This window comes from Pseudoalteromonas aurantia (assembly GCF_005886875.1).
Lineage (GTDB): Bacteria > Pseudomonadota > Gammaproteobacteria > Enterobacterales > Alteromonadaceae > Pseudoalteromonas > Pseudoalteromonas aurantia_A.
In genome coordinates this window covers 107,462-132,970 of the sequence record NZ_PNBY01000034.1, presented here as the reverse complement: position 1 = coordinate 132,970, position 25,509 = coordinate 107,462, and the positions used below count along the sequence as shown (strand labels likewise).

General features: G+C 41.9%; 27 protein-coding genes and 4 tRNA genes. 10 read left to right on the top strand and 21 right to left on the bottom strand.

The genetic code is table 11. From position 1 onward, the window contains the following. Positions 1-43 precede the first annotated feature (43 nt). Positions 44-550: a DUF3087 domain-containing protein gene (locus CWC18_RS08045; RefSeq protein ID WP_138675038.1), complete on the bottom strand. Its 507-nt coding sequence runs from the start codon at positions 548-550 to the stop codon at positions 44-46. Positions 551-676: 126 nt separating this feature from the next. Here CWC18_RS08045 and CWC18_RS08040 point away from each other — a divergent pair, with 126 nt between their 5' ends. From CWC18_RS08040 to CWC18_RS08030, 3 genes are read left to right on the top strand one after another with little or no spacing between them, the layout of a single operon-like run. After that, positions 677-1,303, top strand: a complete 627-nt coding sequence (locus CWC18_RS08040) for an energy transducer TonB (RefSeq protein WP_138589691.1) — start codon at positions 677-679, stop codon at positions 1,301-1,303. A gap of 53 nt (positions 1,304-1,356) precedes the next feature. Beyond that, the gene (locus CWC18_RS08035) at positions 1,357-1,899 is read left to right on the top strand and encodes an RNA polymerase sigma factor (RefSeq protein WP_138589692.1); all 543 of its coding nucleotides are present in this window, start codon (positions 1,357-1,359) and stop codon (positions 1,897-1,899) included. Continuing rightward, on the top strand, positions 1,892-2,497 hold the full coding sequence (locus tag CWC18_RS08030; protein WP_138589693.1) for a hypothetical protein: 606 nt from the start codon (positions 1,892-1,894) through the stop codon (positions 2,495-2,497). Before CWC18_RS08035 ends, CWC18_RS08030 begins: the two co-directional genes overlap by 8 nt. A 76-nt stretch (positions 2,498-2,573) precedes the next feature. On the opposite strand, the gene CWC18_RS08025 is transcribed toward CWC18_RS08030, so the two are convergent. Next, complete coding sequence (locus CWC18_RS08025; RefSeq protein WP_138589694.1) at positions 2,574-3,950, bottom strand: Na+/H+ antiporter NhaC family protein; 1,377 nt, start codon at positions 3,948-3,950, stop codon at positions 2,574-2,576. A gap of 244 nt (positions 3,951-4,194) precedes the next feature. Between CWC18_RS08025 and CWC18_RS08020 the strand changes: the two genes are divergently transcribed. Continuing rightward, positions 4,195-5,043 (top strand): MurR/RpiR family transcriptional regulator, encoded by an 849-nt coding sequence (locus CWC18_RS08020; protein ID WP_138589695.1) that lies wholly within the window; start codon positions 4,195-4,197, stop codon positions 5,041-5,043. Here CWC18_RS08020 and CWC18_RS08015 read toward each other — a convergent pair. The 10 genes from CWC18_RS08015 to xerD form a co-directional block, all read right to left on the bottom strand. Next, positions 5,040-6,191 carry an exo-beta-N-acetylmuramidase NamZ family protein gene (locus CWC18_RS08015; protein WP_138675049.1) on the bottom strand — a complete coding sequence of 384 codons (1,152 nt, stop codon included), beginning with the start codon at positions 6,189-6,191 and terminating at the stop codon, positions 5,040-5,042. The two genes, CWC18_RS08020 and CWC18_RS08015, sit on opposite strands and share 4 nt — an antisense overlap. A 240-nt stretch (positions 6,192-6,431) precedes the next feature. Further along, a tRNA-Arg gene (locus CWC18_RS08010) sits at positions 6,432-6,508 on the bottom strand. 58 nt (positions 6,509-6,566) lie between these two features. Beyond that, positions 6,567-6,643 (bottom strand) — tRNA-Arg (locus CWC18_RS08005). A gap of 67 nt (positions 6,644-6,710) precedes the next feature. Then, positions 6,711-6,787: transfer RNA gene (locus CWC18_RS08000), tRNA-Arg, on the bottom strand. Between the two features lie 58 nt (positions 6,788-6,845). Next, positions 6,846-6,938, bottom strand: a tRNA-Ser gene (locus CWC18_RS07995). Between the two features lie 480 nt (positions 6,939-7,418). Then, entirely contained in the window at positions 7,419-8,960 is a 1,542-nt protein-coding gene (lysS, locus tag CWC18_RS07990; RefSeq protein ID WP_138589696.1) for a lysine--tRNA ligase, read from the bottom strand. Positions 8,961-8,987: 27 nt separating this feature from the next. Next, positions 8,988-10,086 (bottom strand): peptide chain release factor 2 gene (gene prfB / locus CWC18_RS07985; protein ID WP_138675037.1). Its coding sequence is split into 2 segments (ribosomal slippage): positions 8,988-10,010 and positions 10,012-10,086, totalling 1,098 coding nucleotides; the frame shifts between segments, so codons are not numbered across the junction. A gap of 120 nt (positions 10,087-10,206) precedes the next feature. Beyond that, complete coding sequence (gene recJ / locus CWC18_RS07980; RefSeq protein ID WP_138589698.1) at positions 10,207-11,931, bottom strand: single-stranded-DNA-specific exonuclease RecJ; 1,725 nt, start codon at positions 11,929-11,931, stop codon at positions 10,207-10,209. Positions 11,932-12,005: 74 nt separating this feature from the next. Further along, entirely contained in the window at positions 12,006-12,746 is a 741-nt protein-coding gene (gene dsbC / locus CWC18_RS07975) for a bifunctional protein-disulfide isomerase/oxidoreductase DsbC (RefSeq protein ID WP_138675036.1), read from the bottom strand. Positions 12,747-12,808: 62 nt separating this feature from the next. Next, complete coding sequence (gene xerD / locus CWC18_RS07970; protein ID WP_138589700.1) at positions 12,809-13,735, bottom strand: site-specific tyrosine recombinase XerD; 927 nt, start codon at positions 13,733-13,735, stop codon at positions 12,809-12,811. Positions 13,736-13,815: 80 nt separating this feature from the next. Between xerD and fldB the strand changes: the two genes are divergently transcribed. Beyond that, positions 13,816-14,337 (top strand): flavodoxin FldB, encoded by a 522-nt coding sequence (fldB, locus tag CWC18_RS07965; RefSeq protein WP_138675035.1) that lies wholly within the window; start codon positions 13,816-13,818, stop codon positions 14,335-14,337. Between the two features lie 70 nt (positions 14,338-14,407). Here the strand turns inward: fldB and CWC18_RS07960 are convergent, their stop codons facing one another. Together CWC18_RS07960 and CWC18_RS07955 are read right to left on the bottom strand one after the other, a co-directional pair. Continuing rightward, positions 14,408-14,914 carry a hypothetical protein gene (locus CWC18_RS07960; protein ID WP_138675034.1) on the bottom strand — a complete coding sequence of 169 codons (507 nt, stop codon included), beginning with the start codon at positions 14,912-14,914 and terminating at the stop codon, positions 14,408-14,410. A gap of 149 nt (positions 14,915-15,063) precedes the next feature. Beyond that, the gene (locus tag CWC18_RS07955) at positions 15,064-15,765 is read right to left on the bottom strand and encodes a tRNA1(Val) (adenine(37)-N6)-methyltransferase (protein WP_138675033.1); all 702 of its coding nucleotides are present in this window, start codon (positions 15,763-15,765) and stop codon (positions 15,064-15,066) included. Positions 15,766-15,833: 68 nt separating this feature from the next. Here CWC18_RS07955 and srmB point away from each other — a divergent pair, with 68 nt between their 5' ends. Further along, positions 15,834-17,066 (top strand): ATP-dependent RNA helicase SrmB, encoded by a 1,233-nt coding sequence (gene srmB / locus CWC18_RS07950; protein ID WP_138589704.1) that lies wholly within the window; start codon positions 15,834-15,836, stop codon positions 17,064-17,066. 36 nt (positions 17,067-17,102) lie between these two features. Here srmB and CWC18_RS07945 read toward each other — a convergent pair whose 3' ends face one another. The 3 genes from CWC18_RS07945 to CWC18_RS07935 are packed head-to-tail and all read right to left on the bottom strand — an operon-like array spanning position 17,103 to position 20,016. Continuing rightward, entirely contained in the window at positions 17,103-18,317 is a 1,215-nt protein-coding gene (locus CWC18_RS07945) for an NAD(P)/FAD-dependent oxidoreductase (protein WP_138675032.1), read from the bottom strand. After that, the gene (locus tag CWC18_RS07940) at positions 18,317-19,705 is read right to left on the bottom strand and encodes an NAD(P)/FAD-dependent oxidoreductase (RefSeq protein ID WP_138675031.1); all 1,389 of its coding nucleotides are present in this window, start codon (positions 19,703-19,705) and stop codon (positions 18,317-18,319) included. The genes CWC18_RS07945 and CWC18_RS07940 overlap by 1 nt, the downstream gene beginning before the upstream one ends. Continuing rightward, positions 19,702-20,016 (bottom strand): 2Fe-2S iron-sulfur cluster-binding protein, encoded by a 315-nt coding sequence (locus tag CWC18_RS07935; RefSeq protein WP_138589707.1) that lies wholly within the window; start codon positions 20,014-20,016, stop codon positions 19,702-19,704. The genes CWC18_RS07940 and CWC18_RS07935 overlap by 4 nt, the downstream gene beginning before the upstream one ends. Positions 20,017-20,271: 255 nt before the next feature. Between CWC18_RS07935 and CWC18_RS21445 the strand changes: the two genes are divergently transcribed. Continuing rightward, a complete protein-coding gene (locus tag CWC18_RS21445; RefSeq protein WP_249930089.1) occupies positions 20,272-20,511 on the top strand; it encodes a hypothetical protein in 240 nt (79 codons plus the stop codon). Positions 20,512-20,534: 23 nt separating this feature from the next. Continuing rightward, positions 20,535-21,014, top strand: a complete 480-nt coding sequence (locus CWC18_RS21440) for a hypothetical protein (RefSeq protein WP_249930088.1) — start codon at positions 20,535-20,537, stop codon at positions 21,012-21,014. Here the strand turns inward: CWC18_RS21440 and CWC18_RS07925 are convergent. From CWC18_RS07925 to yaaA, 3 genes are all read right to left on the bottom strand, one after another. Next, on the bottom strand, positions 20,993-22,174 hold the full coding sequence (locus CWC18_RS07925) for an MFS transporter (RefSeq protein WP_138675030.1): 1,182 nt from the start codon (positions 22,172-22,174) through the stop codon (positions 20,993-20,995). The two genes, CWC18_RS21440 and CWC18_RS07925, sit on opposite strands and share 22 nt — an antisense overlap. A gap of 40 nt (positions 22,175-22,214) precedes the next feature. After that, positions 22,215-22,472, bottom strand: coding sequence for a hypothetical protein (locus CWC18_RS07920; protein ID WP_138589709.1), 258 nt, complete (start codon positions 22,470-22,472; stop codon positions 22,215-22,217). 133 nt (positions 22,473-22,605) lie between these two features. Then, the gene (yaaA, locus tag CWC18_RS07915; RefSeq protein ID WP_138589710.1) at positions 22,606-23,385 is read right to left on the bottom strand and encodes a peroxide stress protein YaaA; all 780 of its coding nucleotides are present in this window, start codon (positions 23,383-23,385) and stop codon (positions 22,606-22,608) included. Between the two features lie 255 nt (positions 23,386-23,640). On the opposite strand from yaaA, the gene tal reads away from it, so the two are divergent. Both tal and CWC18_RS07905 read left to right on the top strand, forming a co-directional pair. Next, positions 23,641-24,591, top strand: coding sequence for a transaldolase (gene tal / locus CWC18_RS07910; RefSeq protein WP_138589711.1), 951 nt, complete (start codon positions 23,641-23,643; stop codon positions 24,589-24,591). A gap of 229 nt (positions 24,592-24,820) precedes the next feature. Further along, positions 24,821-25,012, top strand: coding sequence for a DUF3545 family protein (locus CWC18_RS07905; protein WP_010362861.1), 192 nt, complete (start codon positions 24,821-24,823; stop codon positions 25,010-25,012). An 88-nt stretch (positions 25,013-25,100) separates the two neighbouring features. On the opposite strand, the gene CWC18_RS07900 is transcribed toward CWC18_RS07905, so the two are convergent. After that, positions 25,101-25,505 (bottom strand): hypothetical protein, encoded by a 405-nt coding sequence (locus tag CWC18_RS07900; protein WP_138589712.1) that lies wholly within the window; start codon positions 25,503-25,505, stop codon positions 25,101-25,103. Positions 25,506-25,509 lie beyond the last annotated feature (4 nt).

Sequence of the window (25,509 nt, the reverse complement as noted above, 5' to 3'; positions counted from 1 at the left end):
AACCAGCAAAAATAACTTCGCTTTTTATCAAATATAAGTGCAGTTAAAATTGTTTCAGTAGATGTGACTGAAAATGAGTGATATCTAACTCAATATTGTAACGCGTAGTGAGTACATCCAATTGCGCTTGCCACATCACTAAGTCTTCCATAGTAATGGTATTATCATCAAGCTCCCACAACTGTTTAGAACCCGTATAGCTGAACTGAATAGCCAGCATTGCGTCGGCATTACCTTGCTCAGCAGCTTTCTTTAATTTCGCCATTTTTCGAGTGATTTTATTAAGCGCTTGCTTTAAATCCCATACATAGGCTACTTCATACATAAATGCATGATGTTTCACTTTCAACAGGACGACACCAATTGTCACACTCGTGAGAATGACACCGGTTAGATTCCAATGAAAGTGACTCCCATCCGAGTCAGGAAACAGGGCTATCAAACACTGTGCGATACCTAAACTACCCGCTGTTAATACAACAACACACGCGCCAATAACATAGTTGAGGTGCTTACGGTATCTGGCTTTATTAATTGTCTCTAACTTCATAGGGGGCTCTCTAAAATACAACTTCTGCGGATTGTACTCGCAATCTTAGAAAAAAAAATAAAAGTTCACCCCTTTTTTGATCTTACTTCGTTCTATGAAATAACTAACCTATAAAAGGAATATGCTATGTCAGCAATCGTCTATAGTCCGACCCCCCCTATTGCTAAAGTAGTCGTCTCTGCGGCAGGTGCCTTACTGGTAACATTTGCGGCTTTTGTATTTATGGATCAATTGATCAGTCAAGAACAAGTAAAAGCGCCAATAGTACCGAAGGTGATAGACCTCGCTCTTTTCGTAAATAAAGAAGACTCAGAAGTAAAAATCAAAAATATATTACCACCGCCACCAGCCCCAAAAGTACAGCCCCCAAGGCCAATAGAGGGTACTTCTGCAGCTCCCGTGGATACCGCCTTCACATTTACATCCCCCCTTAATATTGGTGAAATAAAACATGCCCCCCCTATATTGCGTCCACAAGATACTGAGGCAACCGCCATTGTGCGCTCTGAACCGAAATACCCAATTACTGCTGCACGTCAGGGGATAGAAGGATGGGTACAACTTCATTTTACCATTGCTCCCAATGGTCAAGTCACCCATGCCACCGTCGTGAATGCACAACCAAAGCGTATTTTTAACAAACAAGCCTTGCGTGCTATCAAACGCTGGAAATACAGGCCAAAAATAGTCGATGGACAAGCCATCGCTCAACCTAATCAAAATGTTGTGCTAGAGTTCAAATTGAGTCAGTAACTTTATTGGGTAAATACAACGCGGTGTTTACCCGTTAACTTTGAGGAAAGCCTATGCTGATAGCCTTAAGATCATGGTTAAAGTTAAATATGCCAGCTGATGATCCACTGCATGAATACAAAAAAACAGGCCAAGATCACTTTCTTGAACAAGCTATTGATGAATATAGCCATGATATATTTCACTTTATCAGCAGCCAAAGCAATCCTGTATTGGCTGATGATATCTGCCAAAAGACGTGGCTGAATGTCGTAGAAAAACGCCATACTTATCATCAACAAAGCACCCCAAAAGCATGGCTATTTTGCATTGCTCGCAACGCATTAATTGATGAGTTACGCAAAACAAATAGAATTGTGCAACTCGATGAAACAACGTTAATCGCAGCGCTGTCAGATAACACAGACGTAGATGCTCTGCGTCAAGCAATGATCACATTGCCATTTTTGCAGCGTGAAGCACTCATGCTTCAGCTTGAAGGATTCTCACTGCAAGAGATTTCACAGATCACACATCATAATCAAGAAACCATTAAAACCCGTTTGCGATATGCCAAACAGTACTTAAAGGCAAATATGGAGACCACTGATGGATAAAGAAAAGCAATTCGAACAAGCACTCAAACAGGCATACAAAAAAAATAAAACACCGTTAAGTGCGCATCAGCTTCACGCATACAAACACGCCTGTGCGAAAAGTAAAAAATACTTCTCATGGCAAACAGTACAGTGGTTATTGGCCTGCACAGGACTCGCTTTTTTAGGCGTACAGTTATTCATTACAACACCCGTTAATCAACAGCATGCCTTAAATACTCACGCTGCTATTAAGTATCAAAACTTTGAAATACATCGGGTTACACATGGGCAATACCAACGTGAAATGGTGGCATTAAAGCAAAACCTTGATGCACAGTTAGCCAACAGCCAGGCAATACGAAAAGCCGCCATTTACCATGGTGAAGTGATAGAGCAAAAGATGAGCGGATGGCTCATCGCAGACTGTCAAAGGCATACATTAATAAGCCTTGAGCAAAGCTTGCTAGCGCAGCTAGTACCTGATTGGAAAAGCCAACCTTCTTATATTGGTCAGTATTTAGCTCTCAATCACAACAATGTAGGGCAAATTACGGGACTACAAATTGCGGGGCCAAGTGATGTTAAAAATGGGCAACAAATATATAGTTGCCCATAGTAGCCCAGTACTTGTAGCCGCATACTTTTAGCTTCGCCTTAGACTCTGTTTGTACATACTTTAAAAAGTGGTTCGCTTAAATTAAAACGATGCTAGCGACAAAAAAGCCAACAAGTGCAAGAGCGCCACCCACCAATGCATAAGGCAATTGGGTTTTAACATGCGTTAATAGATCGCATCCCGATGCCAGTGCAGAAACCGCACTTGTATCAGAGATAGGCGAACAATGATCACCAAAAATTCCCCCGCTTAAAATTGCTCCAACAACCAACGAAGGAGGCAGCCCCAAAGCTTGAATAAGCGGCACACCGATAGGGATTAAAATCGCAAATGTGCCCCATGAAGTCCCCGTAGTAAATGACATCACCGCGCCCGTTAAAAATAGTACAGGAACAATAAAGTAAATAGGTAAATAATCACCCACTAAAGAGGCAACGAAAACCCCGGTTCCTAACTCTTTAAGACTCGCACCGAGAGTTAATGAAAGCAATACAATAGAAACAAGCGGCAATAACTCACCCATACCTTTAAACCCCACATCAACGAGCTGATAATGTGTGAAACGTTTATGGGTTAACAGTAATAGATAAGCGACGGCACACGCTAATACAGTTGCGTATAACACAGACTTTGAACCACTGCCCTGCGCAAGCTCCCCCCCCCCAGTCCAAAACATAAAACCCACCATACTGACAATCAAGGTCAATAATGGAATAAGCATAAAGCGTGCTTTACTTGCTGCTGGCCCCGCATCCATTTCAACTGAGTGCTTAGACAGCTGCTGCTCAGCTTGTCTCATTGGGCCATGTACTTTGTCGAACACAATGGTATATAACACAATAAGCAGTGCAATAATGGCGTAAAAATTAAATGCCACACTGCCCCACAAAATACTGACCGCCGATTGCTCTAACTCATAATTACTTAACAGCCCCAGCACATATGCTCCCCAGCCATTGAGCAAAATCAAAATGCATACCGGTGCACTCGTACTGTCAATAATATAGGCTAATCTGGCGCGGCTCATTTTAAATTTATCAAACAGCCCGCGCGACACGATACCAGAGGTAAGTACACTCATATTAGATTCAATAAATACCGCAGTTCCGGTAAACATGGTTAACAAACCAACTTGCCGTTTGCTCTTGGCAACCCCTCGATTCATCAATACATTTACAGCGGCAGCCACGCCACCAGACTCTCGAATATAAGCCAGTAATGCGCCAATCACGATACTAAAAATCAGTATTCGGCTATTGCCTGCAGACGTTGCAACTGAAACAACACGCTCAACGCTATTTACAACTGTCATAAATATATTACTTGCATCGCCCTGCAAGGCTAACAGTAACTCCGAGCTTAACAGAGCTAATACCAGCGCTAAAATCACTTCCTTGCGCCAAAAAACCACTAAAATAGCTATCAATGGCGGTAATATAGAATACCAAGTCATAAGTTCCCTTACAGGTCGCAATTGCAACAATTGAAAATAATAAATTCAGCCAAATAGCTTAATCAGTTCAGCACTAAAAACCAAGTTTTTCAGTTCAATCAAAGTCATAAATGCAACATTAGTACCCATAATAGTATAATGTGTGAAAAAATAGCAATAATCCTAACTGTAAACACTACCGCAACGTTCCAATTGCACCTATAATAAGTACAATTACAAGTTAGTTACAGGTGAAGTATCAAACATGTCTACATTCGTAAAAATAAAGGCTTTACGGCCTAGTCTGTCGAACAGCGAGGCTAAGCTTGCTGATTTTACATTAAATTCAAGTGCTAAAATTAGAGCGCTCTCATCTGTGGAACTTGCAAGAGCAGCCGGTGTTAGCCAATCTAGTGTTGTAAAGTTTGCACAAAAACTCGGGTATAAAGGCTTTCCAGCTTTTAAACTGGCGGTAGTCGATGATCTTAACTTACAGGTTCAACAAGCACGACCTGCCACAGGGATCATAAACAGCAACGACCCACTAGAGCAAATTGCTGATAAATTACTGTCTAACCAACACGCGATTTTGTCTGAAACGCATGAACTCAATACCCCAAATCAATTTGAGAGTGCGATCCAAACCATAAAGTCAGCCAAAAAAATCATGATATGTGCGGTTGGTGGAAGCTATACTATGGCCCAAGATTTTGCGCTTAAGCTGCAAAAGCTGGGTTTGCCTGCCATAGCACAGGTTGATGAACTATCAGCTTCAAGTTATGTTGCCACCATGGGTAAAGACGACTTATTGATTGCCATTAGTGACTCAGGGCAAAGCAAAGGCGTATTAAAAGTTGCCAAACAAGCTGCTGTCAACGAGTGTACAATTTTGACCATGTCTCGCTATGGTAACAATCCATTAAGTGATTTAGCGAATATCAAGCTATTTACCGTCATTGATCATGAGCCAATTAAACACGCATCAATCTTGACACGCACATCGCAAAGTTACTTAATCGATGTGCTGTTTATTGGCTTAACTCAATCAAACTTACATTGGCAGAAACGTGCAGAACGCGCCAATGAACATATGAGTGAACTACGTCATATTTAACGTTGATAAAGTAAATATGGTTGGCGGCGCTGCAAATAATGTTGCAACGGCCGCTGCCACCGCTGTTCAATGACCTGCTGAGGATCGCCGGCTTCAATTGCTAACCTTAACTTATCAGTACCTGCCAGCTTATCCATGAATTTTGCATGGGTGAAAAACGGGATATTGTGTGAAGACAGTTGCTGATATGCACTGATCAACCATTTTAAATCTAAGCCTTTACTCTCATACTTTGTTAAATCAACTCCCAATACACGCTGACCTTTAAATTTAGGGTTTGCAGCAGCGCCAACAATAGACTGCGGTGTAAAGCTAAACTTTCCAAGTTGCAACTCTGCGTGACCATAAACCTGAAAAGGTAACGCCGTACCACGCCCTACACTAACCGACGTTGCCTCAAAAAAACATAATGACGGATACAACGCAATCGCTTGTGCATTTGGTAAATTTGGGCTTGGCTTTATCGGCAAATCATAATGCATACTTGCACTATATCCCTCCACTGGGATCACTTTCAAATCAAGCGACTTGCTCTCCTCAAGCCAGCCTTCGCCTATTATCATTTTAGCTAACTCACCCACGGTTAAACCATGTAATACCGGAATAGGATGTAAACCAACGAACGATGTAAACGCGGGTTCTAAAATTGGCCCATCAATATAGGCGATATTTGGGTTGGGCCTATCAAGCACAATAAACGTTTTTTGATATTTTGCTGCCGCCTCCATCATGTAATGCATGGTACTAATATAAGTGTAAAAACGTACACCGACATCTTGAATGTCAAAAATTATGACATCAACATCATGTAACTGCTCTACTTTAGGACGCTTATTTTTACCATAAAGGGATAAGATGGGTATGCCTGTTTTTATATCCGTATTAGAGGCAACATGCGCCCCTGCATCATGGTCGCCACGAAAGCCATGTTCCGGTGCAAATACTTTACTAACTTTCACCCCCTTAGCTAATAAGCTATCTAATAAATGTCCACTTTTGGTTTGTGCACTGTGGTTAACAACAAGCGCCACACGCTGCTTTTTTAATAGCGGCAAATAGTGCTCATAGCGCTCAGCTCCAACCTGCAATGCGAATGAGTTTAAAGAAAATAAAGTGAACAGAAGTATAAAGAAGAGGCGCATAATCATTATGAGAATAGACATTTTTGCCATCATGACTGAGAAGATAAAGCGATGCAATAGTAAGATCATGACACATGATTTTAAATAGAAAGCATAAAAGTGATACCAAACTCACAGGTCGCAACGCAGCTTTGGTATACAGAAAATAAAATAGAAGAACTTGATAGATCATTCGTGAAATTAAGACACAAAAAAACCGATTGACTATAAATAATCATATCGGTTAATTGTTCACTTCAAAAGAAGTGGCGGACGCGGGAGGATTCGAACCTCCGACCGCCTGGTTCGTAGCCAGGTACTCTATCCAGCTGAGCTACGCGTCCGTATTAAGTCATTTTATATCTTACTTCAGATACCCGTTTATTTTACCACTTTGAGAAGTGGCGGACGCGGGAGGATTCGAACCTCCGACCGCCTGGTTCGTAGCCAGGTACTCTATCCAGCTGAGCTACGCGTCCGTATTAAGTTTTTATTTATATCGCTACTTACTGCGATTTCTTTTATATTTTACCACCTAAAGAAAAGTGGCGGACGCGGGAGGATTCGAACCTCCGACCGCCTGGTTCGTAGCCAGGTACTCTATCCAGCTGAGCTACGCGTCCGTATTAAGTATTATTTTAATCGATACTTCATCGACACGACAAACCATTTATAATTAAATGGCGGAGAAGGAGGGATTCGAACCCTCGATAGGGCTACAAACCCTATACTCCCTTAGCAGGGGAGCGCCTTCAGCCACTCGGCCACCTCTCCGTGTCGTGGGGCGTATAATATAGGCTATAAAAAATATGTCAAACACTTTTCTTGTAAAATCAGGTCATATGGTGATAGATTAACCAGCCTGGTCAAAATGGTGACTTTTCCACAAAAAATTGGTTTGAACATGGTAAATAAGGAAGGAGATATTGATCTAATAATGCCTTTTTCGAGCTTTGCAACTCTGCTAAATACGCATCTTGATAACCTAAACGCTGAAATTCGCAAATACATACTCTGCAGTATTCTATTCTTCTTTGTTCGGAATATTCTTCTGAGACCCTTAATTCATTTAACTATTTCATGATTATTCCTTAGTTATTCCAAGCAGTATAGAAAACAACTAAGCAGTTACCAGTCATGAACTGAGTCAAATTAAAAGGTAAAAAAAGTCGTAAACTACGATATTTCGCAGATAAATAGAAGAAAAGCGCCATTAAGGCGCTTTTCTCATTTAAACCACATAAAGTCTCAGCGTTAGTCTGCTTGAGGTCTCATATGAGGGAACAAGATCACATCTTTAATCGTTGATGAGTCAGTAAATAGCATCACTAAACGGTCAATACCAATACCTTCACCAGCCGTAGGTGGTAATCCATACTCTAATGCGCGAATGTAGTCTTCATCATAATGCATTGCTTCATCATCACCCGCATCTTTCTCTTCAACCTGACGTGCAAAGCGTGCAGCTTGATCTTCAGCATCATTTAATTCAGAGAAACCGTTCGCCAATTCACGTCCACCAACAAAGAATTCAAAGCGGTCTGTGATAAATGCATTGTCGTCATTACGACGTGCAAGCGGAGACACTTCCCATGGGTATGCAGTAATGAAGGTCGGTTGAATAAGTTTATGCTCTGCCACTTCTTCAAAGATTTCACATAAGAACTTACCAGGTCCCCATACACACTTTTCAGGAATTTTAACGTGAACTTGTTTAGCAAATGCTTTAAGCGCCTCAAAATGATTTTCAGGATCTTGGAAGATTTCAGCTTGCTTAGCCGCCTCTTCGCTGTACTCAATGATCGCATCAGCCATGGTTAAACGTGCAAACGGCTGACCAAAGTCATACTCAACGCTGTCAGTAACTTCACCTTCCGCATTTTTAGTGGTATTTAAAATGGTCGTCGTGCCCAACACATCTTGTGCCACAGTACGTAACATATCCTCAGTTAAGTTCATCAAGTCATTGTAATCTGCATAAGCTTGATAGAATTCAATCATAGTGAACTCAGGGTTATGACGTGTCGATAAACCTTCGTTACGGAAGTTACGGTTTATTTCAAATACACGATCAAAGCCACCTACCACTAAACGCTTTAAGTAAAGTTCAGGTGCAATACGCAGGTACATATCAATGTCTAAGGCGTTATGATGCGTCGCAAACGGGCGAGCAGTCGCACCACCAGGAATAACCTGTAGCATAGGTGTTTCAACTTCCATAAACTCACGTTCAGCAAGGAAACGACGAATACCTTCAATCACTTTAGATCGGATACGGAATGTTTCACGCGTATCTGTGTTGGTGATCAAATCAACATAGCGCTGACGGTATTTGGCTTCTTGGTCTGTTAAACCGTGAAACTTCTCGGGTAGCGGACGCAATGATTTAGTCAATAATTCATAGTGAACCATATCAACGTATAAATCGCCTTTGCCTGACTTGTGTACAGGTCCAGTTACACCAATAATATCGCCAATATCAAGCTGGCCATATTTTGCTTTTAGATCTTTTTGTACATCTTTAGATGCGTAAGCTTGAATGCGGCCTTTCATGTCTTGCAGTACTAAAAAAGGACCGCGTTTTGCTAAGACACGCCCAGCTACTGACGCCTGCTGGTTTAATTCAACAAGCTCTTCTTTCGATTTATCACCAAACTTAGCTTGTAGATCTGCCGTGTAATCTTCGCGGCGGAAGCTGTTAGGGTGGCCGTTGGCACTGCAATTCTCGCGAATCGCATCCAACTTAGTACGACGCTCAGCAATGAGTTTATTTTCGTCTTGGATTTGATCTGTCATTTTTTAGCTCTTAGTTTAGCTTGTTGATTAAAGGCCTGATTTCAGGCTAGCTTCGATAAATTTGTCTAGGTCACCATCGAGTACAACCTGTGTATTTCGATTTTCGACTCCTGTACGCAAATCTTTGATCCGCGAGTCATCTAATACGTAAGAACGTATTTGACTGCCCCAACCAATGTCTGATTTGGCATCTTCTTGTGACTGTTTTTCAGCGTTCTGTGCTTGCATTTCAAGTTCAAACAACTTGGCCTTTAATTGCTTCATCGCTTGTGCTTTGTTTTTATGCTGTGAACGCTCGTTCTGGCACTGTACCACGGTATTGGTGGGTAAGTGGGTAATACGTACTGCTGATTCAGTGGTGTTTACGTGCTGACCACCCGCGCCAGAAGCTCGATATACATCAATACGTAACTCAGCTGGGTTAATATCAATCTCAATGTTGTCGTCAACTTCTGGGTAAACAAACGCTGACGCAAATGAAGTGTGGCGACGACCACTTGAATCAAATGGGCTTTTACGCACCAAACGGTGTACGCCTGTTTCTGTACGTAGCCAACCGTAGGCATATTCACCACTGAAACGTACCGTAGCGCCTTTAATACCGGCCACATCACCATCGGTAGCTTCAACCAGCTCAACTTTAAAGCCTTTTGCTTCGCCCCAGCGTAAATACATACGCAGCAACATGTTACACCAGTCTTGCGCTTCTGTGCCGCCAGAGCCTGATTGTAAATCTAAGTATGCGTCATTGTCATCATGTGGACCTGAGAACATTCTACGGAATTCGAGCTTTTCAAGGCTCGCAATGAGCGCTGCTAACTCTTGCTCAGCTTCATCAAACGTGTCTTGATCTTCAGCTTCAACGGCAAGCTCCACCAGCCCTTCAACATCATCTGCACCAGCAACAAGGTTATCTATCGTTTCAACAACAATTTCTAATGCGGATTTTTCACGGCCTAATGCTTGCGCTCTTTCAGGTTCATTCCATACTGCCGAGTCTTCAAGTTCAGCGTTAACTTCTTCTAAGCGCTCTTGTTTAAGAGCATAGTCAAAGGTACCCCCGAAGCAGCTCAGTACGTTCGCGAATGTCCTTGATTTGATTAATCACAGGATTCACTTCAAACATGCACATTACTCCAAAATTTTACTACGGTAATGGGCTACCGCGTTAACGCAACGACGATCTGCAATAACCCAATTGTTAAACGCGCCATATTAACAAAATTTGTCCCTGCTATAAATCTCTTTATGCAGTAATTGCGCTGATTTCTCGCACTATTAACTGCAATGAAAATTTCCCTCGAAACTCGTTAATATCGAGTTGATAGGCAACTTGCGCTAACTGTGCTTGATTATTCGGCCATGCTCTAACATCAACATTGAATGCAATCGCATCGACTAACTTGCCACTAGGGTGTTTTAATACCAATTTTAGATGCTTTTCGCCCACGATACGCTGCTGAACCAACTCAAACTCACCACAAAATATAGGTTCAGCAAAGTGTTGCCCCCATGGGCCAGCTTGTTGCAAAAGTTGAGCGAAGTCCATCGAAAAACACTCTGCCGGTAACGCGCCATCAGTTAATAAAACACTCTGCTTATGTTCCTCTGATAACAGTTCACTGACGCCATATTCAAACGCCTGTTTGAATTGCGCAAAGTTGGCTTCGAGAATGGTCAAACCAGCAGCCATCGCATGACCACCAAACTTTAAAATAAGATCTGGCTTCTGGGTATTAAGCTGCTCTAACAAGTCTCGCATATGCAGACCTTCTATTGAGCGGCATGACCCTTTTATCTCACCATTATCACCTTGTGCAAAAATTACCGCAGGTCGATGATATTTTTCTTTTAACCTGCCTGCTAAAATACCTATCACCCCTTGGTGCCAATCATCTTGATACAAACACACCGCATCGGGCACACTTTTGCTGCTTAGTACCAATCGCTCAAGCACAGCCTGAGCTTCTTGCTGCATACCTTGCTCTATCTCTCGTCGTTCATGATTTAAGCCATCCAACTCACCCGCAATCCGCCGAGCTTGATTCGTATCTTTTGCCAATAAACAGGCTATGCCCAAACTCATATCATCTAGTCGCCCAGCAGCATTCAGGCGCGGGGCCAATGAAAACCCAAAATCACTGGCGCTCAAACGTGCAGCATTACGATTTGCTACCTCTATCAATGCCTGTATACCAGGGCGTGTATTACCACTTCTGATCCGTGCTAGCCCTTGATGCACTAGGGTGCGGTTGTTTGCATCAAGCGCAACCACATCGGCCACAGTACCCAATGCAACAATATCTAATAACGCCGCTAAATTGGGTTGTGGATGTGTTGTAAAGTGCCCCTTTTCTCTTAACGCATTACGTAATGCAATTAATAAATAGAAAGCAACCCCGACCCCTGCAATAGATTTTGACGGAAAAGTACAATCATGACGATTTGGATTAACAATCGCATCGGCATTCGGAAGCTGTGAGCCTTGTAAGTGGTGATCTGTCACAATCACCGTAATACCAGCTTGTTTCACAATATCTATTCCAGCCACACAGGAGATGCCATTATCAACCGTAATAACTAAATCTGGTTTAAGTTGCACTATTTGCTCAGCCAACGCGGGGCTTAACCCATAACCAAGGCTAAAACGATCAGGAACTAAGTAGTCAACCTGTGTAAAGCCAAACTGCGGAAGCCCTTCCATAAGGACAGCCGTACTGGTTGCCCCATCCGCATCAAAGTCTCCGACGATTAATACATTTGCTTTTTTACCAAGCATATCGATTAAGATATCACTGGCTTTATCTATATCTTTAAATAACTTGAAATCCAGCAGCGTTTTAGCACTATTATCTAATTCACTGGCATCTAGTACGCCTCGGGTTGCATAAACCTGTTTGATGACGGGGTGTAAATGGGCGGGTAAATGACTGTCATCAACAAACCCACGCGTGCGTATCTCTGTGTTCATTCAACATCTCACGTATTTTAGGCAATAAAAAAGGCCCAAAGGCCTTTTTTAGTCATGATATTAGTATATCAAAATTACGATTTTTTGCTTTTTTCATCCAATGCTTTAGATAACGACGCAGCTGGTTGGTAGCCTGGGATCAATGTGCCATCTTCCAGAATAATGGCCGGCGTACCTGTGATACCAAAACTCTGGCCCAACTCATAGTGTTCGGCAACTGGCGCATTACAATTTTCTACTTTAGCCACCGCTTGGCCAGCTTTCGCATCTGTCATGGCTTGCGCTGCATCTTTTGCACACCACACGTTTCTTAAATCTTCATACCCTGAACCACGTAATCCACCACGCGGAAATGCCATATATTTTACCGTGATCCCAGCGGCTAAGTAATCATCTAACTCACGATGAAGCTTGCGGCAATAACCGCATGTGATATCTGTAAAGACCGTGATCTGGTGTTTTTCATTTTCTGCTTTATACACAATCGTGGATTCTTGGTAATCGGCAACACCTTTTTTACGCAGACCACTTAACGCACCTTCCGTAATATTTTCACGATTTTCAAGGTCAATCACCGTACCCTGTATCAGATACTTACCATCTGCACTGGCATACAATACGCCTTTATCGGTGATCACGGTTTTCAGGTTCGCAATTGGGCTATCTGAAATACTCTTAACAATCACCCCTAAATTAGAAAACTGTTCGGTGATCGGATCTGCCACCATCGGGCTAGGTACGACCAATTCTGGTTCACTGGTTGCCAGTGTTGAAAAGCTACATGCCAAGGCCGCAGCTAAAAATAGTTTTTTCATATTCTGCTCGTTAATTATTCTTCGGTTACCCACTGAGACCGGACAATCTAAAAAAAATTCCCTTATGCTCGTGGATGATGCTGTTGGTGTAGCGATTTTAATCGTTCACTTGCAACATGTGTGTAAATCTGTGTCGTCGACAGATCACTGTGACCCAACATCATTTGGACGACGCGTAAGTCAGCACCATGATTAAGCAAATGTGTTGCAAAAGCATGACGCAACGTATGGGGTGATAAAGGCGACGTTACATTAGCCAAAATAGCATAGTGTTTAATTCGATGCCAAAAAGTTTGCCGCGTCATCCCAACCCCGCGCTTTGACGGAAACACAAAGTCAGTGGCATGCTTAATCAATTGTGAGCGACCAACCTTTAAAAATTGTTCGATCCAATGCAATGCTTCTTCCCCCATCGGAACCAAACGCTCTTTGCCACCCTTACCTTTGACTAACACAACCGCTTGACGCAAGTTAATTTGCTCGATACGCATACCGACCAGCTCTGTTACCCGCAAACCTGTTGCATATAAAAGCTCGAGCATGGCTTTGTCACGTAAGCCAAGGGCATCATCGGTGTCAGGGGCATCAAGCAAGGCTTCGACTTCCTGCTCAGTCAATGTCTTAGGCAAAGACTGCGCTATTTTGGGTTGTGCAATACTTAGCAATGGCGTCACCGCAATTGCCTTTTCTTTAACCCAATATAAAAAAAATCTTTTTAACGCGCTAATTGATCGTGCTGTACTACGAGATTTAAAGCCCGAATCAATCCGATAAGCCAAATAAGCTTCAATATCGTGACTTTCAACTTCCATCAATGAAATATCCCGGCTCGATTTTACTAAGAATTGGCAGAATTTATCCAAGTCTGAACGATACGCCGATAAAGTATTATCGCTCAATCCTTGCTCTAAAAATAAAGAGTCTAAAAATGCTTCTATATAGTCAGCATTACTCTTGATGCTGTCACTGTCATTAGGGTATTCGCTCACAGGCTTCCTGTATCAATTTTTAACGTCATAGGGTAGACTTCGCGTCTATCATAACAGTCAATTAGAAAGTGATAAACACAATGCAGATAGCGTTATTTTATGGTTCAACAACCTGCTACACCGAAATGGCAGCTGAGAAAATCAGAGAAATTATAGGTGAAGAAACGGTTTCATTACACAATATTAAAGATGAACCATTAAAAAATGCAGAGCAATATGATTTTTTGATCTTGGGGATCTCAACATGGGACTTCGGTGAGTTACAAGAAGACTGGGAATCGTGCTGGGATGACATAGAACATGTAAACCTAGTGGGGAAAACCATTGCCTTATTTGGTATGGGCGATCAGCAAGGTTATGGTCAGTGGTTTCAAGATGCGCTTGGTATGCTACACGACAAAATCAAGCCGCAAGGCGTTAACTTTCTTGGTTATTGGCCAAATACTGCGGATTACGAATTTGAAGCATCCAAAGCCCTCACCGAAGATGGAACTCACTTTGTCGGTCTTGCACTCGATGAGGATAGCCAATATGAAAAAAGCGATGAGCGTATCGCTGGCTGGATAGAACTTATTATGACCCAGTATAGTGACTCGCTATAACGTAAAAAATACCGCTTTCTCACATTATAAAAGCACCAAAACAAAGTGGTTTAATTGGCACTTACCCCGATTAGACCACAACGGGTTCTGCCCATGATACCTGACGGACCCAAGTTCTTACGTTCGGAAACTCTTCAACTGAATCTATCATACTCCATGCAGCGAGCAAGGGCTGACCATACAATTCATTATCTTCAAACACCCTGATCAGATTCTCGCTGGATCCCTTATACCCATCAGGATGTAACACCACACTGATTGGTAAACCAATATGCTGAATAGCTGCCACAGACCATGCTATTGCGGCAACTTCCTCTCCTTTCATCCAACTTTTATTGCTGCGACATTTATAGACATCATCACTTAATAAATGCCGCTCAGTCGGCTCACACACAGCTATATGTGCTGCTTCGTGTAATATATCACCTGCATAGAGTAGCTTATCCACATCAATATGTAATACACCTTGTTGCAGTCTCAAGCCGGGCAAAAATGTGTCATGGGTGAAATAGCTTAGCTGAAAGGGTAATTCAATCTGCGTTAAAAATGCCAAAATCTTACGTACTGTTGGATCCATATATACTTCCCTGCTAATTATCACGCCAAAAGCGCCCCCAAAGCGGGTGCTCTATGCTATTTTGAATCGTTTTCTTGGATAAATAAAGTCGATGTAATGCAGTGTAATTTTTTACAAAAATGACTATTCTATACCTCGCTGCAACGCCATTACATCTTTAAATAAAAATTCTGACATAAGGTAATATACTCTGGCGTATACGTATTATCACTATTACGAACACATAATGCGCTTACACACATTGATTTATTTGGTATCAATGAAAACGCCATAAGCCGGCGACTTACCGGCTTTGTTGGTGTCATCTGCACATGACACACTCTGTGCAAATGTAAGCCCATCACATTCGCATGCTCGGTAAAGATGTCAGCTTCAATACAAGGTAAAATGACCGTTAATGTACTGTGGGAATGACTGACTCGAATAAAAGCACTGAGTAATTCACTAAAGCTTAACCCTACAGTGTGCCGTGCTTTAGTCCGAGCACTATCTGGGCTATGTAAACTGTGATTGAAATACGGCGGGTTACTGATCACTACATCAAACTTTGTTTCACTAGAAAAATCCTGAATTGCACATTGATGAACAGTAATATCAGGCCAAGGACTATTTTTGATATTGGTACGCGCATCTTTCACTGCCTGTTCGTCAATTTCTACCGCATCGATCGCCAAGCTTTGATTACGCTGTTTGCACATCAGCGCCAGTAACCCCGTACCAGTTCCTATGTCTAATAAGCGGCTCGCATCACCAATATTTGCCCAAGCACCTAACAAGATCCCATCTGTTGATACCTTCATTGCGGTATTATTTTGTTGTACCTTAAACTGTTTAAATGCAAAGCCAGCCATTATTCACCTTTTCGAAAATCGCCATCACGCGTATAATTGTCTCCATTGTCCTTTATTTATGATGTGCTATGCAATTTTCTGAATTTGATCTTGATGCCAAAGTGTTGGCCGCTATTGACAAAATAGGTTACCAAACCGCCACCAGTATTCAACAGTTGGCAATTCCTGAAGCGTTGATTGGGCGCGATATTCTAGCGTCAGCCCCAACGGGTACCGGTAAAACTGCTGCGTTTTTGATCCCCGCGATTCAGCATTTGCTAGACTTTCCGCGCAAAGAACCAGGCTTTGCTCGGGTATTAATTATGACACCAACCCGTGAGCTTGCGTACCAAATTCACGAGCAGTGCCAATTACTTGCTGCAAATACACACTTGAAAATTGGTGTGGTTACTGGGGGCATTAACTATGGTACTCACAAAGAAATCTTTGAAAAAAATAACGATATTTTAATTTCAACCCCTGGTCGGTTGATGGAATACCTTGAAACTGAAAACTTTCACGCAGAAAACGTAGAACTGCTCATCCTTGATGAAGCAGACCGTATGCTCGATTTAGGTTTTAAAAAAGAAATGCTTCGCATATGCGAAGAAGCCAAAAATCGTCGTCAATGTTTCTTGTTTTCAGCCACACTAGAAGGTGACAGCGTTGAATTGTTCGCTGAACGCATTTTAAATGACCCTGCACTGCTTGAAGCAGAGTCATCACGTAAAGAAAAAGCCAAAATTCACCAATGGGTTCATTTGGCTGACAACTACACGCACAAGTTAGAATTACTGCTGCATTTATTACAAAGCGAAGAAGAAGTACAAAAAGCCATTGTGTTCGTCAAAACACGCGAACGCCTAGAGCAATTAGTCGGTGAGCTTTATACGCATGGTGTAAAAACGACTTGGCTACGCGGTGAAATGCCACAAGACAAGCGTATGACCGCCATGGCTAATTTCCAAAGTGGTCGTACGCGCATTTTAATTGCCACCGATGTTGCGGCCCGTGGTATTGACGTTGCTGACATCACGCATGTTATAAACTTTGACTTACCGCGTACAGCTGATGTTTATGTACACCGTATTGGTCGTACTGCCAGAGCAGGTAAAAAAGGCACCGCTATTTCATTTGTCGAAGCACATGACGTCGCTATTTTGGCAAAAATTGAACGGTACATTGACTTAGGTTTAAAACGACGTGTTATTAAGGGGCTAGAGCCACAAAATAAAGAAGCGCGACCACCTAAGAAGAAAAAAGACCCAGTAAAAATGAAAGCAAAGAAAAAAGCCAAAGCGAAAGTTAAGAAAAAGAAATAATTTAAATAAAATGGCCCCAATGGGGCCATTTTATTTTTACTCTTGTGTAAAGAAGCGCGTTACACTGAACGGGGTTAAATCTAAGCTCGTTTCTTGCCCTGTCACTAATTCCGTGATCAATTTCCCTGTAATCGCCGATGTCACTATTCCGGTACGAAAGTGCCCACACGCATTAATATAGCCTTTAATGCCGGGCACATGACCTAAGATAGGTAATTCATCAGGTGTACCAGGTCTGAGCCCTGCCCAACAACGTTTGATATTACTGTCTTTTAAAATAGGTAGGCACTTTAATGCTCCCTGAGAAAGCTCGGTAATTTTATCCAAGCTATTCGTTGTATCAAATCCTTTTTCTTCGGTAGAAGAACCAATTAAAATTTCACCATTGTCTTTTTGAGCGATATAACAATCACTGGTACTGACACAGCCATTAAGCACTTTGGGTAAACGTTCAGATAGCACAATTTGACCTTTCACTGGGTAAACTGGCATATTCAAACCCGTTGCTTTATTAAATAAAGTATCAGCCCATGCCCCTGCCGCATTTATCAACGTATCACAGTAGTATGTTTCTTCTTGAGTTGTCACCCCCGTAACCCTATCGTCTTTTCGTAATACCTTATTCACTTCACTATTGAGCACCAGATCGACACCATTTTGCCGTGCACCTTCTAAGTAAGCATCAACCAGTCGATAAGGATTAACTTGATGATCACAGATAAAATCTATGGCACCAATGGCATCATCTGTAATGTAGGGTTCCTCTTCTTTGAGCTGTTGTGCATCTAACCAACGAATTTGATCTGCTAAGTGTGGAATACCACGGGTGATCTGTTCGGCATAAATACGATCATCTTGGTTATACATAATGAACTTAAGACCGGTTCGTTCAAATTTAAAATCAACACCATGTTGTTCAAATAGTTCTTTATGTAACGCTGGATACATCGCATTAGAAGCTAACGCAAATTCAAAAAAACAATCTGGTAGTTGATGCGGGCGCATAACAGGAATATCTTTTCCTTTAGATTCACTTTGTAATTTAGAAAGCGTTTTAAAGAAGATAACGCCGCACCCTAACCCAACAGATTCGCCAATTGCCCATAATCCACCAGCAGATGCACGTGACGCATTACCCGGCTTTTTTATATCAATTAAAGCCACCTTAAGCTGTGTATCTCGACTCAAGAAATAAGCACATGCGGCTCCAATAACACCACCGCCGGCAATAACAATATCAAATTTTTTCATTACTGCTCTTCCAAAAAAGTAAAAGGGATAGGATCTAACGGAAAGCGAGGTTTTATGGCACCTATATTGTCTGTGCAACCCGATTGGTAAAGCCTGTCAATCGCATAACTTGCACATGTTTTTCCTTGGCAATCGCCCATACCTAATCGAGTTCGCATCTTTAAGCTCGTAATATCTTTTACACCTTGTGCTAATGCGATATCAACTTGCGCCCGCGTGGTTTTTTCGCATCTACAAACCACCGTTTCTGGTTTTGCTAACTCCATTAAGCCAACCTGTCTTTCTGAAAACCGATCAAAACCAGATCTAAAACGTTTAAGTCTTTCAAGTTTTCTCATCACTTTTCCGGCATGCTGCGCGGCTTCTTTGCCAGTCAAAACGCCTCGATTTTGCGCAATCCTAATAGCGGCAATTTGCCCCTCACAAATTGCCGCATCAGCGCCTAATACACCACTGCTGTCCCCAGCAACATATACATTATTTACACTACTATGTTGCCACTGATCTAACGTCGGAATACTGCCACTCACAGTGCTATATTGATGGTCTAAACCCATTAACATAGCCAGCTGGCTGCGTGCGACAAAACCATACCCGACACCAAGCGCATCGACTTCCAGTGTTTGCGCATTCTGAGTATCGGCTTGCCAATGCTCGTTATAAGGCGCCACAGTAATAGACTTTAACGCATTCTCACCCTGAGCACTGACAATCCCCCAGCCATAATAAAAAGGGATAGTATGCTTTTTTAAATACCCCATCATGCTCAAGCCTGACAAAGTTAACTTTGGCTCATTCAATAATGCGACGGCTTCTTTCGCTAATTTACTAAACTGACTTGCTTCATATACTCCTACAACATCAATACCTGATCTGTGCAGCTGACAGGCAACTAAGGGGAGTAAAGGGCCCGTACCCACTAAAGCCATTTTACGCCCAGGTTGTACTAATCCACTTTTAATTTGCAACTGAACTCCGCCCATAAGCATCACGCCAGGTAATTGCCAACCTTCAAAAGGTACACTTCTCTCATGGCAACCCGTTGCTAAAATAAGCTCTTGGTATTCAATGTTGCTTAGCGTTTCACCTTTGTTTAAGAGCAAAGAATGCGTCCCTTCAGGTCCCAATACCCGAGTATTCTCTAATAACTCAATGTGACGTCGATTAGCATAGTAGCGCGTTTGCAGTGCTGCCATGGCACGTTTTAAATTGTCATCTAAATGGGGCAAGCTGTGGGTGTTACGCAAAGGGCCTCGATAAATCACCCCACCAATTTTTGACGCTTCTTCGATGATTTTGCTCGTAATACCCAACTTTCCTAGTTGGGCCGCGGCGGCTGTGCCAGCAGGGCCTCCCCCAACAATCACCACAGGACATGAATGTGTCATTTTATGCCCTCTTCTAAAAAACGATTCGTTAACGTTTCAACAATCATTTGCGGCTTTACAACCGTTTGACATGCGCGTTTTTTATAGCGCTTATTCACTTTAACATGACAGCAATGACAAACGCCCATACCACAATATGCACCAGATATACCTTGATGGTCATTCACCATCAACGCCTTATGCTCTGTTGCCAAAAGTACTGATAAAATAGTCTCCCCTTCACTCGCTGTAACCTGCCGCTGATTGACGGTTATTTCAAATGACGGTGATGTAATGGGCACAATGTCCTTTGTTCGCCTTAAACACTTCATAACTTGCCTCTATTTTTTATATCTCACTTGAAGAAATTTAAACTTCCCCTGCTGTGCGCAGGTTAAATTCAACAAGGATAAAAAACAAACAGCAACGTTACAAAAGGTTAATTTTTTGTACTTTTTTTGATCTAGATCTTGATTTGCTACCCACTGAACCCTTACGCGCGATATATTGAGCAAATAAACTGGGCAATTTCAAAGGAGCAAATGATGAATATTTCCAAGGAATAACAAGGTGTATTATGCAGTGAATTGGCTCAGCTGCGCCTAAAAGCAGACTTAACATTAGCGCCGAACTATCCATACTTTGCAGGTAAGCCATCCCCTCTCGGGCGCTGCAAAGAGATCAGGGATGAAGTATATCGTCTATTAATGCCCCCTCAGAGCTACACCGAATATCCGATATTAAATATACTGAAAACCACACAACAACGGCCTGAATTACGAAAAGTATGGGGCTCATTGAGAGATGAGTTTTCCAAAATGCCATAATAATTGATCAATGGTACATTGATGTGGCCAATGACACTGTTAATGCAAATAAACCCCGGGTAGAAATCGTGCCTTTTGCACAATCTGGGTTTAGTCAAATTACGAGCTTCAAGCAATTTGCTCATATCGCACGCCCTTATTGGCAAGTAGAGTTATATAGAAATACAGTATGGCCTGCACTGGCGCCCTTTTTACCTATTATTTGTGTCGGTAAAAATCAAACAAGCTGGCTAACTGCCGCCAATGATGAAATGTTAAAAGTTGCCATGTGCAGTGAGTTTAAAAGCCCGCTAGAAATTATTGATATCTTGCCTAACCCACCGACACATATCATACATAAATGGCAAGCCGTATTAGACAAACATGCTCACATTAGCCTACTCACACAAACAGGATCTGCACAGGTATTTTGCCAACAATATCGTATCGAACAGCGACATTTAGACAGTGCATTTAGAGATGAAATCGTGATCGTCTACTCTCATCTACCTAAAGGTATCTGAGTTAATGGCGTCTCTTTTTGTGACGCAAACCAGTAGATCACACCAAGCGCTATCAGCATGATAGGAATACTCATCATATTCAAAAAACGCCAGCCAGCAATAGCTTCTAACCAACCAGCACCTAACGAGGATATTGCAACCATGCTAAATACAGAGAATTCGTTACTGGCTTGTGCTTTTGCTCTCTCACTTGGGTGATACGTTTCACTCACCATATGAGTCGCTGAAATAAACATAAAATTCCAACCAACGCCTAAAATACACAGTGCGAATAAAAAGTGCCAATGACTCACCCCCAATAAATTGATGACGCAGCACCCGATAATAAGGAGTGCACCTGACGCCATCATAGGCGTCTGTCCAAACCGTTGAATTAACTTACCGGTAAAAAAGGAAGGGACAAACATGCCCAATACATGCCATTCAATAACCAGTGCCGAGTCAGCTAAGTCAAAACCATGACGATGCATGGCCAGAGGGGTTGCCGTCATCAATAAATTCATTATTGTATAGCTCAACATCGCAATTAACACTGCCGTTATAAACTGCGGCTGCATCACAATTTCTCGTAACCCTCTCGCCTTATGTAAATTCAATGTCTCACTTACTTCATTAAACTTGACTGCTTGCAGTAAACATAATGCCAGTAAGTACAAACCGCTCAGTGAAATAAAAACATTCGCATAATTAATACTAGGAAAATAGCTTGTTACCCATACCGCTAAATTTGGCCCCAGTATGGCTGCAACCACTCCACTCGCCATGATTATAGATATCGCTCTGGCAGGGTTATCACTGGCTTCTATCGCAGCAAAGCGATAAAGAGTCGCAAAACCGATACCAATACCTATCAAAAGGGTGGCAATACAAAACAACAAGAAAGCACTTTGATTCAAAGCAAAGTAACCTAAAAGTGTCCCACTTAACCCCACAATATTGCCTAAACTGAACCCTCTCCTACGTCCTATTTTTGCCATCACCAATGAAGCAGGGATCGTCGCAATAAGTAAGCCAAACATTTGAGTCGCTACAGGTAAGGTCGTGAATGCGGCTGAAGGGCTCAAGGCTTGGCCCACCAATGCCGCAATGGTAACGAGTAAAATGTTGCCCGTCGTAATTAACCCTTGGCACATTGCTAATAGCAATACGTTTTTGTTCATATCGGGTAGCTTAACTCCAAAAAGCTCGGTCGCATGGACGTTACCACCCCACAGTCGGTTTGGGGAACACAAATGGGTCCTCAGGTGACACTCGGCAACTATTAAGTGTTTCATAACATCTATCTAAACACGTTTGTTGCTGAGTACCGGGCAACGACGTGTCGTCATAACAATACGATTTACATTGTGAATGTGCTTGCTCGCAACTCAACCCTTTGCTCGTCATCGATGTCTTGACGCTACCACACCCCGTTATTAAACACACAAATGATGTTATCAATATCGTGCTTTTTAGCATATCGACTGCTCCTTACAAATAAGATATTACTCAGACCTATAAACCTAAGTTTTTGGCAAGGTACCTACTTAGGCATCATAAACACTTTTAATACTTTAGTACCTATCGTATTTTGTAAGAATATGTAGCTTGGTTAACCTTGTTCAGCACGTAAAAATACTGGTTCATTGGCTTTAATCGTTGCTTCTTCGCTAAAATAATAGCCTGCAACATCAAATGTTTTAAGCGCATCAAGACTTGTTATTTTATGCTCCATTATAAAACGCGCCATCATGCCACGCGCTTTTTTAGCGTAAAAGCTGATCACTTTAAACTGCCCATTTTTACAATCTTTAAATATCGGTGTAATAATGTCAGCGCTTAATGCCTTTTTATTAACCGCTTTAAAGTATTCATTTGATGCCAAATTAACTATGTGCGTTGCATGTTGATCAGCAACAGTTTCATTTAAATTCTCAGCAATAACCGAGCCCCAAAATTCATACAAATTTTTACCACGGCTGTTTTCTAATTTAGTGCCCATCTCTAAGCGATAAGCTTGCATCAGATCAAGCGGCCTCAACACACCATAAAGCCCAGATAAAATACGGAGATTATTTTGCGCATAATCTAGTGTCGCGTCATCTAAACTGGCTGCATCTAAGCCCGTGTACACATCACCATTGAATGCAAGTACCGCTTGCTTCGCATTCTCTGGCGTAAACGGCTGAGACCACTCACTAAATCGTGCAGCATTTAATCCCGACAATTTATCACTGATTTTCATCAAACTGCCGATTTGCTGAGGAGACAGTTCACGACAAACCGTCATCAACTCCTCGCTATGATCAAGTAGTTGCCCTTGTGTATGACGTGAAATATGTGCTGGAGTGTCGTAATCCAAATTTTTTGCAGGAGATATTACCGTGATCATGGCTAGCCTATTGACTTGAAAATTATTTAATGTCAATTTCAACACTATCCCTGTTTGACTTCAAGCTTAGAATAACCTTTGAAGTAATAAGGGATAGCCCTAATTCGTGTAATTACCTAAATGTTCCTTCTGGTTGTGCTTACCTGCCTTGAGTCTTTTTAGATACGGACAATTGACCTATTAAAGCAAATCACAGTACTGCAACATAGCGTAATTACACTTTAAATTTGCTGCAAATAGGAATGAGGACAGCTAATGACATCAGCACTAGATAGGCTAAAACAACATTCATCGATTGTTGCCGACACCGGCGACATTGAAGCCATTCGTAAGCATCAACCAGAAGATGCCACAACAAACCCTTCGCTACTGCTTAAAGCAAGTGAAATGCCTGCATACCAAGCTTATTTACAAAAAGCATGGGACTTTGCCAAAGCAAATGAATCAGATGCACAACAACAGCTAGAGCTTGCTTGTGATTACTTCGCAGTATTGATCGGTAAAGAAATTGCGGAGATTGTCCCTGGCTACATTTCTACCGAGGTTGATGCTCGTTTGTCTTTTGACGCACAAGCTATGATCAATAAAGCCAACACTTTATTGAAACTGTATGAGCAAGAAGGTGTAAGTAAAGATAAGATACTGATCAAGATTGCATCAACGTGGGAAGGTATTAAAGCTGCTGAGCAACTTGAAAAAGAAGGTGTAAAGTGCAATTTGACGTTACTATTTAGCCAAGCACAAGCCAGAGCTTGTGCCGATGCTAACGTATTTCTGATCTCACCGTTTGTTGGCCGTATCTTAGATTGGCATGTGGCCAATGGCTTAGAAAAGCCAACCGACCCACTTAATGATCCTGGTGTGCAGTCTGTGTGCAGTATTTATGAATTTTACAAACGCCATGGTTATAATACGGTTGTTATGGGTGCAAGTTTCCGAAACACAGGTGAGATCATTGCCCTAACAGGCTGTGACAAGCTGACTATTAGCCCGGGGTTACTTGAAGAGCTAGGTAACTTAACTGATGCACAAGAGTACCTACTTGAAAGCAACTACCCACTTGAAGCAAAACCAACTCCTTTAACAGAAGCACAATTCCGTTGGTTACATAATCAAGATGCTATGGCAACAGAAAAGCTAGCTGAAGGTATTCGGTCTTTCGCAGACGCGCAAGAAACGCTAGAGGCACGCTTTAAAGCGCTATAACCCAATAGTCAGCTTACTGTATTTAAAATCGCCGTTTTATACGGCGTTTTTTTATGCCCGGTTCTTTTTGACCTTCATCAAACTGTCACTTTTTTTTAACCTATCTGACACAGTATTGTTTTATTTTTAGCCGAGTTGTGGTATACCAAAGTTGCTTGTAGTGCTAGGGCACGCACACAAAGCTGGCGCGAAAGCGTTATTGAGGTTAATAATCAATTAGGAGATATTCATGGATAGCCTAGACGATATAATTGAAATACTAGAAGGTCCTGAAACAAAAAAACGAGCCTCTCAAAAAAGTAAAAAGAGAAAATGGCGTGAAATAGAAGCGCTCAAGGATAAACAGCGTCTTCGCAAAGAACTACAGGAACTAGACTACTTCGCAGACAATCTAGACTTAGATGATTTAGATCTTGTGTAAGTCAGTAAAAAAAGGCTCCTTAGGAGCCTTTTTAAAACTAAAAATAGTACTTAGCCTCAGCTATGAATAAAAACGTATTAATTTTTGTCTATAAGTCACTAAGCTTACTGAACACCAATACCTCTTGTTCTGCACCGAGTAACTCAAAATCACTACTTGATTCCACTCGAATAGCAAAACGACGCTTGTCTTTAATTACATACATACCTTTGGGAAAAGCAGTATATTTGGCATAAAAGAGCTCAGGATTTATCTCTTGCGCAATCAGCCTTTTTTTCCGCTCAGTGCCCGAACTGCCCTCATAAATTGCATACTCACCCACCACACATTTCAACGCGTAAAAAACCTCCCCCTCCATTAAAATGGCATAGCTTTTCATACTCTGTACAGTTGCTCCTGCACGAAGCTTTGCATAGATCTCACTGAGACAAGTGACATGCTGATCAAAGCCATGCGCTTTGGCAATAGTTGAAGCTTCTAATGAGTCTCTCATGGTA

Excerpts from the sequence above, each read along its gene's own strand:
- CWC18_RS08045 (WP_138675038.1), bottom strand. The coding sequence starts at position 550 with ATGAAGTTAGAGACAATTAATAAAGCCAGATACCGTAAGCACCTCAAC.
- CWC18_RS08040 (WP_138589691.1), top strand. The coding sequence starts at position 677 with ATGTCAGCAATCGTCTATAGTCCGACCCCCCCTATTGCTAAAGTAGTC.
- CWC18_RS08035 (WP_138589692.1), top strand. The coding sequence starts at position 1,357 with ATGCTGATAGCCTTAAGATCATGGTTAAAGTTAAATATGCCAGCTGAT.
- CWC18_RS08030 (WP_138589693.1), top strand. The coding sequence starts at position 1,892 with ATGGATAAAGAAAAGCAATTCGAACAAGCACTCAAACAGGCATACAAA.
- CWC18_RS08025 (WP_138589694.1), bottom strand. The coding sequence starts at position 3,950 with ATGACTTGGTATTCTATATTACCGCCATTGATAGCTATTTTAGTGGTT.
- CWC18_RS08020 (WP_138589695.1), top strand. The coding sequence starts at position 4,195 with ATGTCTACATTCGTAAAAATAAAGGCTTTACGGCCTAGTCTGTCGAAC.
- CWC18_RS08015 (WP_138675049.1), bottom strand. The coding sequence starts at position 6,191 with ATGATTATGCGCCTCTTCTTTATACTTCTGTTCACTTTATTTTCTTTA.
- lysS (WP_138589696.1), bottom strand. The coding sequence starts at position 8,960 with ATGACAGATCAAATCCAAGACGAAAATAAACTCATTGCTGAGCGTCGT.
- recJ (WP_138589698.1), bottom strand. The coding sequence starts at position 11,931 with ATGAACACAGAGATACGCACGCGTGGGTTTGTTGATGACAGTCATTTA.
- dsbC (WP_138675036.1), bottom strand. The coding sequence starts at position 12,746 with ATGAAAAAACTATTTTTAGCTGCGGCCTTGGCATGTAGCTTTTCAACA.
- fldB (WP_138675035.1), top strand. The coding sequence starts at position 13,816 with ATGCAGATAGCGTTATTTTATGGTTCAACAACCTGCTACACCGAAATG.
- CWC18_RS07960 (WP_138675034.1), bottom strand. The coding sequence starts at position 14,914 with ATGGATCCAACAGTACGTAAGATTTTGGCATTTTTAACGCAGATTGAA.
- CWC18_RS07955 (WP_138675033.1), bottom strand. The coding sequence starts at position 15,765 with ATGGCTGGCTTTGCATTTAAACAGTTTAAGGTACAACAAAATAATACC.
- srmB (WP_138589704.1), top strand. The coding sequence starts at position 15,834 with ATGCAATTTTCTGAATTTGATCTTGATGCCAAAGTGTTGGCCGCTATT.
- CWC18_RS07945 (WP_138675032.1), bottom strand. The coding sequence starts at position 18,317 with ATGAAAAAATTTGATATTGTTATTGCCGGCGGTGGTGTTATTGGAGCC.
- CWC18_RS07940 (WP_138675031.1), bottom strand. The coding sequence starts at position 19,705 with ATGACACATTCATGTCCTGTGGTGATTGTTGGGGGAGGCCCTGCTGGC.
- CWC18_RS07935 (WP_138589707.1), bottom strand. The coding sequence starts at position 20,016 with ATGAAGTGTTTAAGGCGAACAAAGGACATTGTGCCCATTACATCACCG.
- CWC18_RS07925 (WP_138675030.1), bottom strand. The coding sequence starts at position 22,174 with ATGAACAAAAACGTATTGCTATTAGCAATGTGCCAAGGGTTAATTACG.
- CWC18_RS07920 (WP_138589709.1), bottom strand. The coding sequence starts at position 22,472 with ATGCTAAAAAGCACGATATTGATAACATCATTTGTGTGTTTAATAACG.
- yaaA (WP_138589710.1), bottom strand. The coding sequence starts at position 23,385 with ATGATCACGGTAATATCTCCTGCAAAAAATTTGGATTACGACACTCCA.
- tal (WP_138589711.1), top strand. The coding sequence starts at position 23,641 with ATGACATCAGCACTAGATAGGCTAAAACAACATTCATCGATTGTTGCC.
- CWC18_RS07905 (WP_010362861.1), top strand. The coding sequence starts at position 24,821 with ATGGATAGCCTAGACGATATAATTGAAATACTAGAAGGTCCTGAAACA.
- CWC18_RS07900 (WP_138589712.1), bottom strand. The coding sequence starts at position 25,505 with ATGAGAGACTCATTAGAAGCTTCAACTATTGCCAAAGCGCATGGCTTT.